Here is a 16494-nt window from a genome sequence, read left to right as displayed (position 1 = left end):
TAGTGTTAATAGTTGGCATTCGTCTAGTTGTAAAATATTTTTCAGGTAAATAAAAATAAAATGAATGTAATAGAACTTAAAAATCTCAAGAAGACATATTATTTGGGAAAGTTGGACGTTCCGGTCTTGCACGACATAGATTTAGAAATTATGCAGGGTGAGTTCGTTGCGATTATGGGACATTCCGGTAGCGGAAAGTCCACGCTTTTAAATATTTTGGGATTGCTTGATAAACCAACAGAAGGGTCTTATAAACTAGTGGGAGTAGAAATTTCAAATTATTCCGATAACGAGCTTGCCGCATTAAGAAACCAGTATTTAGGATTTGTTTTTCAACAGTTTAATCTTTTACCAAAACTTACAATTTTAGAAAATGTTGCTCTGCCCGCGATGTATGCGAGTTTAAAGGATAAAAAAGAACATGAAGATCCCGTAAAACTGCTTAATATGGTAGGATTGTCTGAGCGCATAAGCCATCGTCCAAGTGAAATCTCAGGAGGGCAACAGCAGAGGGTTGCTATTGCAAGAGCCCTTATAAACAAACCTCTGATAATTTTTGCGGATGAACCGACAGGAAATTTAGACACAAAATCCGCAAGAGAAATTATAAAAATACTTAAAGATTTAAATAACGCGGGCATAACAATAATAATGGTAACTCACGAGCCTGAGCTTACCTCTTATGCGACAAGAACTATAAAGATGCAAGATGGAATTATAATATCTGATGAAAAAGTGTCAGATAAAAGCAACGTAAGCGCGCAGCAACAACCTACAAGACAATTCAAATACAAATCTTTTTCGTTATCAAGAATTAAAGATTATTTTATTCAGGCTTCAAGAGCTATTACAGGAAATAAGATGCGTTCCATGTTGTCAGTTTTGGGTGTAATGATAGGTGTTGCAAGTTTGATTGCAATGCTTGCCGTAGGCACAGGTGCGAAAAAATCTGTTGAAAAGCAACTTTCACATTTGGGTACAAATTTTTTATACATTTCACCCGGTGTTACAAAAAAAGGTGGAATTTCTTATGAAACCGGCGACTATATGAAATTTGAAAGCGAAGATGTTGATGATATCAAGGAGAACGTTCCCGGTATAAAATATATAACTGGGTATAAATATAAGCGAGTACAAATTGCCGCAAATGGTAATAATCACAATATGTTTCTTTGCGGTGTTTCGGTAGCTTATGCGGATTTAAAGACTGCGCATCCGTCTATTGGCAGATTTTTTACAGAAGATGAAAATAAGGGAAGAAAGAAAGTTATATTGCTTGGAGAAACTGTAGTTGGAAAAATTTACAAAGACAAAAAATTTAATCCTATAGGCGAGCATGTAAAAATTGACAAAATAGATTTTCAAGTTATAGGGGTTTTACCTGCTAAAGGTTTTGACGGGAGGTTTGATGAGGATGATTTAGTTATTATACCCTTAAACACTGCTTTGCATAGAGTTGTGGGTGATAGAAAACTAGACTATATGGGCGCGCAGGTAAAAGATGATGCAAATATGAATGAAGTTGCCGATGCTATAAAAAAAAGACTTCTGTTTACGCACAGAATGCCGTCTTCAGAGCAAGATGCTATAGAAGTGTCTAATATGGAAGATATTCGAAAAATGTATTCTTCAACAGCACGAACATTTTCTATTCTTTTAGGATCTACTGCTTTTATAAGTTTGCTTGTTGGAGGAATAGGCATAATGAACATTATGTTTGTTTCTGTTTCAGAAAGAACAAAAGAAATAGGCTTGCGTAAAGCTATAGGCGCAAATAATGCGGACATTTTATTTCAGTTTGTAATTGAGTCTATTTTTGTATGTTGCGTGGGCGGCATCATAGGGATATTGCTTGGAACAGGCATATCAGTTATAATAAGCAAGTTTGCCGACGAATGGAAAACTTATATAACGCTTTTTTCCGTAGTTCTTGCTTTCGGTTTTTCGGTACTCACAGGCTTAATTTTTGGTGTTTGGCCCGCAAGAAAAGCCTCTCTTTTAAATCCTATCGATGCTTTAAGACACGATTGAAATCTAAAACTTTAAAAAATAAGCGCAGAGTAAATTTCACAAAAATTCACATCTTTTTGCTTAGTTCCAAATAAAATTTTATATCACGAACGTGTAAGTTATTGTTGTTAAGGTTTTGGTTGTGATTTTTAAATATAGTTTCTGTTCTTTGCTTGACTCGTGTTTGGATACATAAAAGTATATTACGTTATATATATGCTATTTGATGTAATAAATAGCAAGAACGAGAGACAGCGATTAGCGATTGTAATCAGAAGCGGTTGCGAGCGAAATTTAAGAAGCACGATCAGTGTTAATACTACTGTCCGTGTTTTTCGTTTTAGCGCGAAATATCATTTTATTCCCATTTTGTAAAAAGTGACGACAATGCCTCTAGGCATTGTCGGGGTATTTGCGGGTTGGTGGCATAGCCGTCGGGGTATCATTTGAGTTGCTAGAATTTTTTTAGTAGAATTACGACATCATGAACGAACAATCCTCAAAAATCAGAGCAGAATTTTTAAACTTTTTTAACAATAACGGTTGTACTGTTGTTTCATCGGACTCGCTTGTTCCTACAGGCGACAAAACGTTGCTTTTTACTTCAGCCGGCATGGTTCAGTTTAAGCAACATTTTTTAGGTCAGAGTAAAGATTCTTTTACAAGAGCTGCAAGCTGCCAAAAGTGTTTTAGAATGTCGGATATTGAACAGGTTGGAATAACTACAAGACACTTAACATTTTTTGAAATGTTAGGTAATTTTTCTTTTGGCGATTATTTTAAAAAAGAAGCAATTATATGGGCATGGGAATTTTTAACAAAAAATATGGCGTTGCCTAAAGATAAACTTTACATAACTGTTTATAAAGACGATACAGAAACCGTAGAAATATGGAAAAAGATAGTTCCTGAAAATAAAATTATAAGAATGGGCGGCGAAACAAATTTTTGGAATATGGGCGATACAGGTCCGTGCGGTCCATGTTCGGAAGTTTTAATAGATTTAGGATCTGAAATGAGTTGTGGTAAACCTACATGCGGTCTAGATTGTAATTGCGACAGATATCTTGAAATATGGAATCTTGTTTTCACGCAATTTGACAGGCAGGCAGATGGTTCTCTAAAAAATCTTCCGAGGAAGAATATAGATACCGGCATGGGGCTGGAAAGAATAGTAGCTGTGGCAAACGGAAAAAAGAATATTTTTGATACCGATTTGTTTATGCCTACAATGGAAAATGCAGCTGAAATATTAAAGATAAAAAACGAAGGCAAAAATATATCAAAACTTAGAATGATTGCAGATCATTCAAGGGCTGTAACTTTTTTAATTTCAGATGGTATTTTTCCGTCAAATGAGGGCAGAGGGTATGTTTTAAGAAGAATTTTAAGAAGAGCTTTAAGACAAGGCAAACCTTATGGATACGATAAACCGTTTATAAACGAGCTTGCCTCAACAGTGTTTAACATTATGGAGTCAGCATATCCTGGACTTGCTTCAAAACTTAGCAATATAAAATCTATTATCAAAATAGAAGAAGAAAAATTTTTAGAAACGCTTGAGTCAGGTTCTGAAATGCTTTCCGATATTGTAAGTTCTTATAAATCTAAGGGCGTAAATGTTATTGCAGGGAAAGATGTTTTTAAACTTTACGATACTTACGGATTTCCTTATGACTTAACAAAAGAAATTGCTTCCGAAAATGGACTGACTGTTGACGAAAACGGTTTTAAATCAGAGCAACAAAATGCTCAAGAAAAATCCCGCGCGGCTTGGGGTGGGTCAGGTGAAAAAGACGTTACTTTTTACTCCATATTGCATAAAAAGACGAATGATACCGTTTTTAAAGGATATGAAAATTATGTAAGCGAAGGCAAAGTTTTATCTTTAGTTAAAGACGGTAAAGAAGTTGTCGAATTAAGTGCCGGCGATGGAGGCGAAATTATTCTTTCGCAAACGTCTTTTTATGCGCAATCAGGCGGACAGAGTTCTGATAAAGGTAGAATAGAAAATAATAATTTTGAAGCTATTGTTGAAGATGTTTCTAAACCTATAGGAAGTTTGTTTGTCCATAAAGTTAAAGTTGTAAAGGGTTCGTTAAAGACAAACAATACAGTGTCAACAATCATAGATATTGAGCGCAGAAAACAAATTGCAAGACATCATACCGCTACGCATATTCTTCATAAAGCTCTTCGCGAAGCGCTTGGCGAGCATGTAGCGCAGGCGGGATCTTTGGTAACGAGCGATTACTTACGTTTTGATTTTGCGCATTTTTCAGCAATTAAAAAAGAAGATTTAATTAAAATAGAAAAAAAAGTAAATTCAGTTGTAAGAGCAAACTCTGCAGTGTGTATTGAAACCATGGATATAATCGATGCCCGCAACGCGGGCGCGATGGCTTTGTTTGGTGAAAAGTATGGTAAGACAGTGAGAGCAGTGTCTGTAAAAAACGAAGATAGTAATGACAATTATTCAATGGAATTATGCGGCGGGACGCACGTTAATAGAACAGGCGATATTGGAACGTTTAAAATTGTGTCCGAATCTTCTGTTGCTGCAGGCGTAAGACGCATAAAGGCAGTTGCCGGTATTTCCGCGGAAGATTATATTTTAGATGAAGAAGCTAAAAAAAGTAAAATTTTGGAAGAATTGGATAAAAAAAGTGCTTTGCTGATTAAACTTTTAGAAAAATTAAATGAAAGAGATGCAAAGTTACGTGAAAGAGATGATTTGATAAATGAAGTTTCGGAAAAGTTGGACGAAATTCTCGATCCTCCGTTACCTCTAGAGAAAGAGTCTTCTGTAAGCAAAGCGCAGGTGCGAATTGAAAAAATTGAAAGTGAAATTAATGCATATAAAAGCAGTAAGATAGACTATTATGCAAAGAAAATTGAAGAAGTTAACGGAGTGAATTTTTTACGTATATTAGTTGATGGCGCGGATGTGAAATCTTTAAGAGAAATGTCAGATCAGCTAAAAGCAAAATTAAAATCTGCGTTATTACTGATAGTTTCAAAAAGTGAAGGCAAAGCTTTTTTTATAGTTTCTGCTACGGCAGACTGTGTGCAGAAGGGGATTAATGCGGGAAAATTTGCAAAAGCTTTTGCCGTTGCAATTAATGGTTCGGGCGGTGGCAAGCCGGATTTTGCACAAGGTGGAACCAAAGATTTGTCGAACTTAGAACACGCAATAGAAAATGCTCAGCAGTACATATGATAGTGATTGTCTTTTGCATTTATTCTTCCTTTACGTCGATCGATAAAGTTGAAATTTCGTTTCTGTGATGTAATTTGACGCGTCCATAGCTTAATTGGATAGAGCACTGGCCTCCGAAGCCGGTGATTCCGGTTCAAGTCCGGATGGGCGCAGTTTTTTTGATCGCGGTATTTGTGTAGCAAGAATGATGATTAATTTTGAAGATAATATAGAAAAGCTTTACTCTATGATGGACAAGTGTGTAATATGTCCAAGAAAGTGTGGCGTAAATAGAAACGCAGGACAGAAAGGTTTTTGCAAAACTACCGATAAGATATTTATTGCAAGTAGCAATATTCACACAGGCGAAGAACCTCCGATAAGCGCAAAAAACGGTTCAGGCGCAATCTTTTTTTCAAATTGTACTTTACAGTGCGTTTTTTGTCAGAATTATCCAATAAGTCAGTTTGGTAACGGCAGAGAAATAAGTATCGATGATTTAGTTGAGATGATGTTAGATCTCCAAAACAGAGGCGCACATAATATAAATTTTGTTACGCCCACGCATTACAGCGCACAAATTGCAAAGTCTGTGTATCTTGCACGCAAAAAAGAGTTAAAAATACCTATACTGTATAATTGTAGCGGGTACGAAAATGTCAAAACTCTAAAACTTCTCGAAGGAATAGTTGATATATATCTTCCTGACATAAAATATTCTGATAACGAAACAGCTTTTAAGTATTCCGGAGTTAAAAATTATGTTGAAGTAAATCAATCGGCTTTAAAAGAGATGAGAAGACAGGTCGGCGATTTAGTGGTTGATTGCAATGGAGTAGCAAAAAAAGGTATCATTATAAGGCATTTGGTTTTGCCGGGAAATATTGAAAATACTAAAAAAGTTTTATATCTTATAGCGAAAGAATTGTCGAGAAAGACTTTTATAAGTTTGATGGCACAGTATCACCCCGCCTATAAATCAGATAAATTCCAAGAGTTATTACGTTCGTTGACAGAAGAAGAATACGAAGAAGCGTTAAATTATCTTAAGTTGCTAAACATGGAGGACGGATGGGTGCAAAATTTAAACTAAAAAATAAAATAACACTATCACTTATAACAGCTGTACTTTTTATAATCGGCTGCGCTTCAAAAGGAGTAGAAACTGTGAAATATGAGAATGGTCTTACGTCCATTTTAATAAACGATAAAAATAGTCTTGTAGCGTCTGTAGCTGTTTTTGTAAGGGTGGGATCGATTGATGAAAATCCGTTGCAAGCCGGGCTTTCGCATTTCGTAGAACATCTGATGTTTAAAGGCAGTAAAAATTATCCCGGTGACTTAATGACAAGAAATGTCGAAAATATGGGCGGTTGCATCAATGCTATGACTTCTAAAGAATTTACGATGTACCATATAGACATTCAGCAAGACGGCGTGGAAGAAAGCGTAAAAATGCTTGCCGACGCTGTTTGCAATCCTCTTTTTCCTCAGAGCGAAATTGATATGGAAAGAAAAGTTGTTATTGAAGAAATTCAAAGACACTTAGATACTCCGAATTCTGTTCTTTGTGAAAAATTTTATGAAACGCTTTATATGGAAAGCGCATTAAAAAACAGTGTTATAGGTTTAGCGCAAGTTATTACAAATGTTTCGCGCGATGAAATATGTGATTATTATAAAACCCATTATGTTCCGGCAAAGATGATTGTTGTCGTGTCCGGTAATTTTGATGAACTAAAAATAAAAAAACTTTTAAACGAAACTTTTGGCAAATTTGCCAAACAGTCCATCCCAATAGAACCGATGCTCACAGAAAAAACGCATAAAGGCAAAGATATAGTTGAATATGGCAAAGTAGCGGTTGGGCATATGCTTACGGGCTTTTTGGGACCGGATGTAAATGTGGATGATATTTATGTCACAGCTTTGGCTGCAAGCGTTTTGGGTGGCGGTAAAAGTTCAAGATTATACAAAGCTCTCTATGACGATAAGCATCTTGTATATTCCATAGGTTCTTCGTATTTAATGACAAAGGGAGCAGGCGTTATGTATATTTCGTCAATTTTTGATCCCAAAAATCTTGTAGCAATAAAAGATGAAATAAAAAAGCAGATTGAGGATATAATCAATAATGGAATTTCTGAAGAAGAATTGAGTCGAGCAAAACTTGCAATAAAAACCAGCTGGACATTTTCACATGAAAGGCCCTGCGATATTGCTGAAATTAACGGCTTTTGGCAATTGATGGGTAATTTCAAGTTTATAGATGAATATATCAGTAAAATGGAAAAAATGACAGTTGAAGATGTAATAAATTTCTTTAAAAAGTATTATTCATCTGCGACAGTTTCTAATGTGGCATTGTTGCCAAAAAAGTAGTATAGGTAAAGTTAGTCATAGGGAGCAGATATATGCGGAGAAAGAAATTATTGTACTTAGTAATTTTGATTCAAATGATGTTTCTGCAAAGCGCGTTTGGGGGAAAAATGGAAAGTTTTACGCTTAAAAATAATATTAAAGTTTTATTCAACAGAACAACCGGAGCAGAAGTTGTTGCCGCAAGGATTATGACACCTGTTTCCGTGATAAACGAGACGTCCGATAAGTCCGGGATATCTCATCTTACTGCAAAACTTATGGCGCATTCTACAAAAAATCGTTCTAGTGAGATTCTTGCGAAAGATACAGAAAATATTGGCGCATATTTGTCCACTGATGTTGACTACGATACAACTGAAATCGGAATGTTTTTTCTTCCTGAGTATTTTGATAAAGCAGCGGAAATTCTTGCAGACGTAATTATAAATCCTGCATTTGACGAAAAAGAGTTGTCTTTTAAAAAACAAACCATTACAGCTATTCTTGATTCTCGCAAAGACAGTATAGGCTGTACTGCTTCCGACGAGTTTAAAAAAATATTTTATAGAAATGTTCCGTACTCTACGCCCATTTTGGGGTCTAAAGAAACTATTTCAAAACTTAATAGAGAAGATTTAATAAAATGGCATCAGTATTCTTACAATGCTTCAAATATTTTGATTTCTATATCAGGCAACGTTGATGAGAAAATAGTAAGACAATCTTTGGAAAAATATTTTTCAAATGTTCCTACCGGCGTAAAATTTGAAATGCCTGCTTTTAATATAAAACATGCGGAATCTATAAAAAAAGAAATCAAAGGTAAATTTAATCAAGCGTACATATATATGGGTTTTCCTGCGCCTAACCTTTACGACAAAGATTTTGCCGCTATCAATATCGCAAGCGTTTTAAACGGTGGGAGAATGACAAGCAGGTTGTTTATAGAGCTTAGAGAAAAATTAGGTCTCGCATACGCAGTAGGCGCTGTATATCCATCAAGAAGAGAAGAAAGTCATTTTGCAGTTTACATAGGTCTTGATAAAAAGAATATAGATTTAACATTAAAAAAAATAGACGAAATTTTAAAGGATTTTTGTACTGTAAAAATCTCTGAACAAGAATTGAAAGATACAAAAACGTATATGAAAGGTACTTATGTTATGAGCAGGCAGACAGTATGGGAGCAGTCTTATTATTATGGGTTGCGCGAAGTTACGGGCAAAGGCTATCAATATGACACTGAGTTTATTAAAGATATAGAGAAAGTTACAACGCAGGATATAATCAACGTTGCAAATAAGGTGTTCTCTCAAAACTCTGTTACTGTAATTATTAATCCCAATGAAAAGTAAAATATTTTTAAAGAACAGCAAAACAAATATACTGTGGATATAATAACAGTTGAATAAATTTATTAAGAAAATTAACGAATTATCGCAGGACGACGAGATTTACGCGGTAGGCGGATTCTCGAGGGATCTGTTTTTAAAGCGTAAATATAGTGATGTTGATTTGGCTGTAAATAAAAATGCTTTAAAGTATTCTAAAAAAATTGCTGTGGCTTTTAAATCAAAACTTATTACTTTGGACGTGGCAAACGAAACTTACAGAATAATACTCAAAGATAACGTTGTCGCAAATATAGATATATCTTTAATTAACGGCAAAACAATAAGAGAAGATTTGCAAAACAGAGATTTTACGATTAATGCCGTAGCTTTCGATTTGAAGAATTTTGAAAATTTTAAAAAGCATATTATTTTACCTAACAAAAATACTTTAAAAGATTTAAAATCAAAAACATTAAATGTTGTTTCCACAAAATCGTTTAAGTCAGATCCTTTAAGAATGCTTAGGGCATTCCGGTTTGCAGCAGAATTTGATTTTAAATTTTCAAAAAAAACATTACAACAAATAAAACAAAATGCAAAACTTATAAGTGCAGTTGCTCCTGAAAGGATAAAAAATGAATTTTTTAGAGTATTGGCAGTAAAAAATGCCGTAGTTTTAATTGACGAGATGGACAAATGCGGACTTCTTGCAGAACTTTTTCCTGAAATTAATAAAATGAAAAAATCCTGCAAAAAATATTATTATCATGAGGGCGGCTTATTTCAACACTCTTTTGAAACTATGGGGTCTGCCGAAAATATTCTAAACAATCTAAGAAAATACTTCCCGTCAAATTTTGCTGATATACAAAAACATTTTGATGATAGTTGTCTCTTTTCTGAGAATGTTACAAGGGTGGGACTATTAAAATTTACAGCATTATTTCATGACAATGCAAAACCAGAAACTGCATCTTTTGAGAATGGCAAAATGCGTTTTTTTGGGCATGAAGAACGTGGCGCGAAAAAAATGAAAGAAATTATGAGTCAGCTCAAATGTGGAAAAAAGGATATTGAGTTTGCAATGTTTTTAGTAAAGCATCATATGCGTCCGTCAACTTTAACTAGAAACAATATTGTTACAAAAAAAGCTTCATTAAAGTTTTTTAGAGATGTTGGCGAGAATACTCCCGACTTGCTTATTATTGCAACGGCAGATTGGCACTCTTATAAAACGCTGAAAGTTTTTTCTTCTAAAGAGTTAAAGCTTCAGGAAAAATCTGTAAGAAATTTGCTAGAGTATTATTACGAATTAAAAAATGCAAAACCTCTTCCAAAAATTATAGATGGCAACATAATAATGAAAAAGTTGAACTTAAAACCTGGTCCGTGGATTGGAGAATTGTTAAAAATTGCTGTAGAAGCTCATCAAGAATGTGAAGTATCTACCACTGCGGAGGCGTTAGAGTTAGTTAAAGCAAAATTGACACATATTAAAAAAAAGTATAGAATCTGACGAGCAGGTAAAAGGATAAGCAAGCGCGGGCGTAGTCTAGTGGTAAAACCCAAGCTTCCCAAGCTTGTGATGTGGGTTCGATTCCCATCGCCCGCTTCTATTATAAAGAGCTAATTGTAGTTAAACAACTTTGTATTGATTGGTGCGGTATGTCAACATAAGTTTGCCTGGTTACGAGCGGTAAAAATGGAGGATATTATTATGGCAGAGGCAAGATGCATGAAGTGTAAAAAGCAAGTTGAAGTAAAGGATCCTCAGGACGTAGTAATGAAAAATGGTATAAGAGCTATTTCCGGAGTATGCCCTCATTGTTCAACAAAAGTTTTTAAAATTGTTGGCAAAAACAAGTAAGCTTTTAATTAACGAAGCCGATTTTTATATGTCGGGCTTCGTTTTTGTTTTTCGGATGAGCTAGTTTATTATCCGCTAACGCTTGTCCTGCGTTTAGTAGTTTATTCTGCATCGTTTGCTTTTTATGTACTTAAATGTGTACAATAATCGGGGTGTTGTTGTTAAGATTTTGGTTGTCTCACTGAAAATTTGACAAGTCGTGTGCTAGGCAGTTAGAATGTGTTTGCACTTTAGTTGTCATCTACGGAAATCAGAGATCCATTTCTTTAATGTTTAGCATAGATTCCCATTTTCGTGAGAATGACGACGGAGCAAGTTTATCCTAGAAGGTCTTAGTCGAGTATGACAGCGAAGAGTGGACTGGTGTATTTTCGTAGTTGTAGCAAAAAATATAATTTTTAATGGGACAAGGTTTCAAAAGATGAATAAAAAGACTCATTTACCGAAACAAGATGCAGTTGAAAGAAAATGGCACTTAATAGATGCAAATAAGAAGGTTCTGGGCAGACTTGCGGTTGAAATAGCGGGACTTTTAAGAGGTAAAAATAAAGTTTTCTATGCCAACCATGTGGATTGTGGTGATTTTGTGGTTGTTACAAATGCAAGTAGAATTGTTCTTACGGGCAAAAAGCTTGATCAAAAGACATATTTTACATACTCAGGGTATCCTGGTGGAGCAAAATTAACGCCTTATTCTGTTTTAATGGCTGAGAGCCCTGAGAAAGCTCTGTTTGCTGCAGTTAAAGGGATGCTTCCTAAAAATAAGCTTGCTGACAAGCAACTTACAAGATTAAGAGTATTTAAAGATGATAAACATACGCATAGCGCACAGTTAGCGGTGTCGGTGAATAGGGAGAAAAAATGAGTAATGTTTCTTATTTAAGTGCGGGACGCAGAAAAAATGCGGTTGCTAGAGCAAAGATTTCATATGGTAGTGGCAAAATTGTAATCAATGATAAAACTGTGGATGAATATTTTAGCGGTTTGGAAAGACTTAAGAAATTAGCTTTGAAGCCTTTAGAAGTTTGGGAAGGAATGAGGAGTTATGATGTTTATGTTAATGTTGATGGCGGTGGCATCAGCGGACAAGCAGGGGCTATCAGTCACAGCTTGGCAAGAGCAATTTTGCAACTTAACGAACCTTCAAAAGCAGCATTGAAAAAAGAAGGTCTTTTAACCAGGGATTCAAGAATGGTAGAAAGAAAGAAATCAGGAAGACCAAAAGCAAGAAAACGTTTCCAGTTCTCAAAACGTTAATACTTTTTTACAGTGGAAATTTGACAAAACAAGGCGCTTGTTGCAGAATTATACAACAGGTCATTATAGAAAGTAGCCGTCCCAACTGGCTTTCACCCACCGTATGCAGTACGTGGCTTGAGGGCAAAGATTAGAACTGTAAAATAGTGTTCTTTTACGTTTGTTATATTTCCGGGGCGGAGTTTATATTCCGCTCCTGATTTTTTTATCAAAAATTGGTTGGGACAATGTCCCAAATGCCAAGAGGAGGAGTCGTCGAAAACAAGAGATTTCGTATAAACCAATTTATCAGAGTGCCTGAGGTAAGACTTGTAGATTCTGATGGGACAATGATGGGAGTGGTAAAAACAACCGATGCTTTAGCAAGAGCGCAAATTAAAGAATTAGATTTAGTGGAAATTTCTCCTCAGGCAAGTCCGCCTGTATGCAAGATAGTTAATTTCTCTAGACTTAAGTATGAAATGGATAAAAAGGAAAAAGAAGCAAAGAAAAAGCAGAAGATTTCTCGTACAAAAGAAGTTAGAATAAGGTCTCGTATCAGTGCGCATGATTTAGAAATTAAAATTAAACATGCTAGAAGTTTTATTGATGGTGGAGATAAAGTGCAGCTTACTGCAATGTTTTCCGGAAGAGAAATGCAACACAAAGATTTGGGAATTAAAATTATGGATAAAATCAAAGAAGCTTTGTCTGACATCGCAGAGACGGAAGGAAGAATTTCTTCAATGGGTACTAGAGTGTTCTTAACATTGGTTCCAAAAAAGAAAGTAAAGTAGAAAACGAACATTTATAACATATCATGTTTGGACTTTGTAAACATGATTTGATCCGTTGCAATTAATGGGAGAAAAAATGCCTAAAATGAAAACGCATAGTGGCGCAAAAAAGCGCTTTAAAGTCACAGGAACAGGGAAAGTTAAGTATAAAAAACCCGGACAGAGGCATCTTATGACTGGAGATTCCGGTAATCAAAATAGAAAATCGAGAAAATCTGTGATAGTTGCAGATACAGATATGAAAGCTATGAAAAAGATTATGCCATATGGCTTCTAATAATATCATTTATATAATCTAAGGAGATTTGAGATGCGTACGAAAAGTGCTGTATATACTAGGCAAAGAAAGAAAAAAATATTTAGACTTGCAAAGGGATCCTATGCTACAAAGAAAAACCGTTGGAGAATGGTTATTCAGCAGGTAGAAAGGTCTCTTAATTATGCTTATACTGGAAGAAAAGATAATAAAGCAAATTTCAGAACTCTTTGGATAATTCGTCTTAATGCAGCAGTAAGAGAAGAAGGAATGCCCTATAACAGATTTATTTCTGGGCTTAGGAAAGCCAATGTTGTAATAGATAGGAAAATGCTTGCAGAAATTGCAGTAAACGATAATGCGACATTTAAAAAATTAGTTGAAGTTGCAAAAGTTGCATAAATTACTCTGATAAAAACGTTGTTGTAAATTCCCATTTTTATTCCACTTTTTCTAAAAAATTGTAGCAGTTCCCACGATAAAAACATTATTTAAATATATAAATACATAAACACCCGTCAGGTTGAGTTTATCCTCGAAGGTTTTTATTGTGAACGAGGTATTGTTCTGTCACGAACAAAAATCGTTTCAGGTACTGAAAATTAGTAGATATAGAGTCAAATTGCTTTAAGTTGCTCTTTTAAGTTTTAACGCCCCCTCGTGTCTTTTTTCCTCAATCTTTTGCCTCTCTTCCCGTCCTCTCGTAGTAATTCACCTTTCATTGAAAGGGGTGGCGAGCCTAGCTCGGCGGTGGCGGACGGATGTTAATCCGTAGGGGTATGTAGATTGGGTGCTTTTGTTGTGGCTAGATTATAGTGTTTATTTTATTATAAAAAATGAAATTTTTAAGAAATACTTTTGCATTTTTATTAATACCTGCAATTTGCGCTGCAGGATACACTCTTGTTAAAAAATTTCTGTATTTCACAGTTTCTGCCGGAAGTCTCTATGTTCCGTTTTGGATAGGAATTTTGTGTTATATAGTTTTTCAGATTGTTTTTTATAAACCTATGAGAACCTATATATTTGGACACGAGCTTTCTCATGCGATAGCTGGGATTTTGAGTGGCGCAAAGATAAAAAAATTTAAATTGGGCGCAGAATCAGGAAGTGTGGTTTTAACTGAAGATAATATATGGATAACGCTTGCTCCATATTTTTTCCCGATTTATACAATTGCAATAATAGGCATTTATGTTTTACTTGGTTGGTTTACCGATATAAAACAATTTTATTCGTATTATCTTTTTCTTATCGGGTTTTCAATATCTTTTCATATTGCTCTTACCATGTACATTCTTTCCATAGAACAGCCCGATTTGAAAGTTTATGGAACATTTTTTTCTTATATTGCAATTCTCACTGTAAATATTATAGCATTTGCTCTGATAGCGTCATCTGCTTTTGTTGATGACATAGACATTAAAGATGTTTGGTTACATGCTTATGATAATATATTAAAAATTTATAAATTTTTGTACATCGGAGTGTTAGAAATATGGTTAACGTTCCAAAAGACGAGATAAAAAGAAAAGGAATTCATCTATTAACACTTATATATGTTTTTGGGTATTGGTGTCTTCCAAAAAATTTCATTGTAAATGTGCTTACTGCTGCAGTTATCATTGTCGCTCTATTTGAATATGCAAGGTTTAAATTCCCAAAATTTAATAATTTTTTTAAAAATAATTTTAAAGGGTTTTACAGATCTGAAGAAGCTAATAAAGTCACCGGTTTAATATGGACGTTATCGGGCGCGTTGCTTGCTATTTTGATATTTCCTAACAAATATATGGTTTTTGCAAGTTTGCTTTATCTTTCGTTTGGCGATGCTGTCGCGGCTTTAGTTGGCAAAACTTTCGGAAAACATAAAACTTTTACAGGTAAAAGCTTTGAAGGCAGTTTAGCTTGTTTTGTAGTGTGTTTTATATTGGGGCTATTTCTTTTTAAATGGCAGTTTGCATTTGCCGGGGCTATTATAGCAACGCTTGTTGAAGCAGCACCTTGGAAATTAAATGATAATTTTTGGATGCAGCTGGTTAATGCTGGAGCGTTAACATTACTATCAAGTTTTATAGCGTGGGCAAAATGAAAAAAATTATTGTATTAATACTTCTTTTTTATTCAATCGCATGTTTTGCACAGACAAAAATGTTTTATGCCGATGGATCGGAAGATGTTAAAAAAATTTCTTTAACCTTTGACGATGGACCGGGAAAAGCGACAAAACAGATTTTAGAAATACTGGAAGAAAAAAATGTTAAAGCTACGTTTTTTATGCTAGGTGCAAGAGTAGTAGACGACCCGGAAACTGCAAAGGCGGTTGTTGCTGCAGGGCATGAAATTGGTAATCATACTTACGAACATATAAATTTTTATGCTTATAAAGATGAAGATAAGGCAGAAAAAATAGAAAAAGAACTTTTGCAGTGTGAAGAAGTGATAAAATCAACCCTTGGTATTCAGTCGTTTTTAGCGCGTTTCCCTTACGGATATATGAAATCCGATGCTATAGAAGCGACTAAGAAACATAATTATTATTTGATAAATTGGAGTTTTGGAACTGATTGGCAAGATATGAGCGCTGAAGAGATGCATGTAAAGTATAAACAGACCATTAAAAACGGAGCAATATTTTTAATGCATGATTTATCTAAAAATAAAAAAGTATTATCATTTCTAGGAACTTTTATTGATGAAATTAAAGAGAAAGGCTACGAAATAGTCACTGTAAGTGAATTATTAAATTTAACTTAACCTAGCATGAGGATTTTACGGTAAATGTCTTGATTCTGTCGGTTCAAAAAAGAAAAGTCTGTGCAGTAAAAGGGATTTCTGAGACCTCTAAAGTACTTGGGGTTACTGGTGCTTTCTCTAACTCGTATGCTAGCAACAATAATCGTTACGGTTTTGCGCATGTGGTGGCATGCGGACGCAACAAAACAGCAGAATACGGCACGTATAATGCCACAAGATGCTAACAAAAAATTGGCACCATATGCTGTTAACTTCATTATAATACCAACTTTAAAAATGTGCAGTATGTGTTTGAGATTTTTCAGTCCTTGCAAATTAGAAGGTTTAAACTGATATAATCGGATTGATATAATAGCGATGGTTACATTTGCTGACAGAAAGGTTTGAGGTAGGAAGATTTAAGAGTAGAAAGAAGACAAAGATCTTTGATTGAATTTTGATTGTTTTCATTGTATAATCTTTAAGGTTGAAATGTTAAAAGTAAGGGATTAAATTTGTATAATGACAATAGTTGTAGCTTGATTATTTAAAAGAGTACGAAAATATGGTTTAGATTCTGAAGAACAAAGTAAGAAGGGTTTAAAGAGTCTGGACTATAAAAACGAAAAGGTATTAGAGTGATTAATTTCAAGAGGATGATAAGCGTAGTTGTAGTGTTTAGTTTGGTGTTGAGTTCA

Annotated in this window: 15 protein-coding genes and 2 tRNA genes; all 17 read left to right on the top strand. The window is 34.7% G+C overall.

The window, feature by feature from the left end:
• The first annotated feature begins 60 nt into the window (after window positions 1–60).
• The 17 genes from LE180_RS00895 (at window position 61) to LE180_RS00815 (ending at window position 15817) form a co-directional block, all read left to right on the top strand.
• Window positions 61–2031, top strand: coding sequence for an ABC transporter permease (locus LE180_RS00895; RefSeq protein WP_374133613.1), 1971 nt, complete (start codon window positions 61–63; stop codon window positions 2029–2031).
• A 463-nt stretch (window positions 2032–2494) separates the two neighbouring features.
• On the top strand, window positions 2495–5230 hold the full coding sequence (gene alaS / locus LE180_RS00890) for an alanine--tRNA ligase (protein ID WP_374133612.1): 2736 nt from the start codon (window positions 2495–2497) through the stop codon (window positions 5228–5230).
• A gap of 79 nt (window positions 5231–5309) precedes the next feature.
• Window positions 5310–5382, top strand: a tRNA-Arg gene (locus LE180_RS00885).
• A gap of 32 nt (window positions 5383–5414) precedes the next feature.
• A complete protein-coding gene (locus tag LE180_RS00880) occupies window positions 5415–6302 on the top strand; it encodes a radical SAM protein (protein WP_374133611.1) in 888 nt (295 codons plus the stop codon).
• A complete protein-coding gene (locus LE180_RS00875) occupies window positions 6281–7591 on the top strand; it encodes a M16 family metallopeptidase (RefSeq protein WP_374133610.1) in 1311 nt (436 codons plus the stop codon). Before LE180_RS00880 ends, LE180_RS00875 begins: the two co-directional genes overlap by 22 nt.
• A 107-nt stretch (window positions 7592–7698) precedes the next feature.
• Window positions 7699–8925 (top strand): M16 family metallopeptidase, encoded by a 1227-nt coding sequence (locus LE180_RS00870; RefSeq protein WP_374133609.1) that lies wholly within the window; start codon window positions 7699–7701, stop codon window positions 8923–8925.
• Between the two features lie 49 nt (window positions 8926–8974).
• Window positions 8975–10420, top strand: a complete 1446-nt coding sequence (locus LE180_RS00865) for a CCA tRNA nucleotidyltransferase (protein ID WP_374133608.1) — start codon at window positions 8975–8977, stop codon at window positions 10418–10420.
• Window positions 10421–10445: 25 nt separating this feature from the next.
• Window positions 10446–10516: transfer RNA gene (locus tag LE180_RS00860), tRNA-Gly, on the top strand.
• A gap of 90 nt (window positions 10517–10606) precedes the next feature.
• Window positions 10607–10771, top strand: coding sequence for a DUF5679 domain-containing protein (locus LE180_RS00855; RefSeq protein WP_374133607.1), 165 nt, complete (start codon window positions 10607–10609; stop codon window positions 10769–10771).
• Between the two features lie 421 nt (window positions 10772–11192).
• Entirely contained in the window at window positions 11193–11636 is a 444-nt protein-coding gene (gene rplM, locus LE180_RS00850) for a 50S ribosomal protein L13 (protein WP_374133606.1), read from the top strand.
• On the top strand, window positions 11633–12028 hold the full coding sequence (gene rpsI / locus LE180_RS00845; protein ID WP_374133605.1) for a 30S ribosomal protein S9: 396 nt from the start codon (window positions 11633–11635) through the stop codon (window positions 12026–12028). Before rplM ends, rpsI begins: the two co-directional genes overlap by 4 nt.
• Window positions 12029–12264: 236 nt before the next feature.
• The gene (gene infC / locus LE180_RS00840; protein ID WP_374133604.1) at window positions 12265–12804 is read left to right on the top strand and encodes a translation initiation factor IF-3; all 540 of its coding nucleotides are present in this window, start codon (window positions 12265–12267) and stop codon (window positions 12802–12804) included.
• Between the two features lie 76 nt (window positions 12805–12880).
• Window positions 12881–13081, top strand: coding sequence for a 50S ribosomal protein L35 (gene rpmI / locus LE180_RS00835; protein ID WP_374133603.1), 201 nt, complete (start codon window positions 12881–12883; stop codon window positions 13079–13081).
• A 33-nt stretch (window positions 13082–13114) separates the two neighbouring features.
• Window positions 13115–13462 (top strand): 50S ribosomal protein L20, encoded by a 348-nt coding sequence (gene rplT / locus LE180_RS00830; protein ID WP_374133602.1) that lies wholly within the window; start codon window positions 13115–13117, stop codon window positions 13460–13462.
• A gap of 434 nt (window positions 13463–13896) precedes the next feature.
• Window positions 13897–14586, top strand: a complete 690-nt coding sequence (locus LE180_RS00825; RefSeq protein ID WP_374133601.1) for a hypothetical protein — start codon at window positions 13897–13899, stop codon at window positions 14584–14586.
• Window positions 14559–15152 (top strand): diacylglycerol/polyprenol kinase family protein, encoded by a 594-nt coding sequence (locus tag LE180_RS00820; protein ID WP_374133600.1) that lies wholly within the window; start codon window positions 14559–14561, stop codon window positions 15150–15152. The genes LE180_RS00825 and LE180_RS00820 overlap by 28 nt, the downstream gene beginning before the upstream one ends.
• Window positions 15149–15817, top strand: coding sequence for a polysaccharide deacetylase family protein (locus LE180_RS00815; RefSeq protein ID WP_374133599.1), 669 nt, complete (start codon window positions 15149–15151; stop codon window positions 15815–15817). The genes LE180_RS00820 and LE180_RS00815 overlap by 4 nt, the downstream gene beginning before the upstream one ends.
• The last annotated feature ends 677 nt before the right edge of the window (window positions 15818–16494 follow it).

Source organism: Candidatus Endomicrobiellum pyrsonymphae (assembly GCF_020328025.1).
Classification (GTDB): Bacteria; Elusimicrobiota; Endomicrobiia; order Endomicrobiales; family Endomicrobiaceae; genus Endomicrobiellum; species Endomicrobiellum pyrsonymphae.
This window is presented reverse-complemented; position numbering and strand designations above follow the sequence as displayed.

Coding starts and splice junctions, on each gene's coding strand:
- rpmI (WP_374133603.1), top strand. CDS start 12,881: ATGCCTAAAATGAAAACGCATAGTGGCGCAAAAAAGCGCTTTAAAGTC.
- LE180_RS00895 (WP_374133613.1), top strand. CDS start 61: ATGAATGTAATAGAACTTAAAAATCTCAAGAAGACATATTATTTGGGA.
- LE180_RS00825 (WP_374133601.1), top strand. CDS start 13,897: ATGAAATTTTTAAGAAATACTTTTGCATTTTTATTAATACCTGCAATT.
- LE180_RS00870 (WP_374133609.1), top strand. CDS start 7,699: ATGGAAAGTTTTACGCTTAAAAATAATATTAAAGTTTTATTCAACAGA.
- LE180_RS00875 (WP_374133610.1), top strand. CDS start 6,281: ATGGGTGCAAAATTTAAACTAAAAAATAAAATAACACTATCACTTATA.
- LE180_RS00820 (WP_374133600.1), top strand. CDS start 14,559: ATGGTTAACGTTCCAAAAGACGAGATAAAAAGAAAAGGAATTCATCTA.
- LE180_RS00880 (WP_374133611.1), top strand. CDS start 5,415: ATGATGATTAATTTTGAAGATAATATAGAAAAGCTTTACTCTATGATG.
- rplT (WP_374133602.1), top strand. CDS start 13,115: ATGCGTACGAAAAGTGCTGTATATACTAGGCAAAGAAAGAAAAAAATA.
- rplM (WP_374133606.1), top strand. CDS start 11,193: ATGAATAAAAAGACTCATTTACCGAAACAAGATGCAGTTGAAAGAAAA.
- infC (WP_374133604.1), top strand. CDS start 12,265: ATGCCAAGAGGAGGAGTCGTCGAAAACAAGAGATTTCGTATAAACCAA.
- LE180_RS00815 (WP_374133599.1), top strand. CDS start 15,149: ATGAAAAAAATTATTGTATTAATACTTCTTTTTTATTCAATCGCATGT.
- rpsI (WP_374133605.1), top strand. CDS start 11,633: ATGAGTAATGTTTCTTATTTAAGTGCGGGACGCAGAAAAAATGCGGTT.
- LE180_RS00855 (WP_374133607.1), top strand. CDS start 10,607: ATGGAGGATATTATTATGGCAGAGGCAAGATGCATGAAGTGTAAAAAG.
- alaS (WP_374133612.1), top strand. CDS start 2,495: ATGAACGAACAATCCTCAAAAATCAGAGCAGAATTTTTAAACTTTTTT.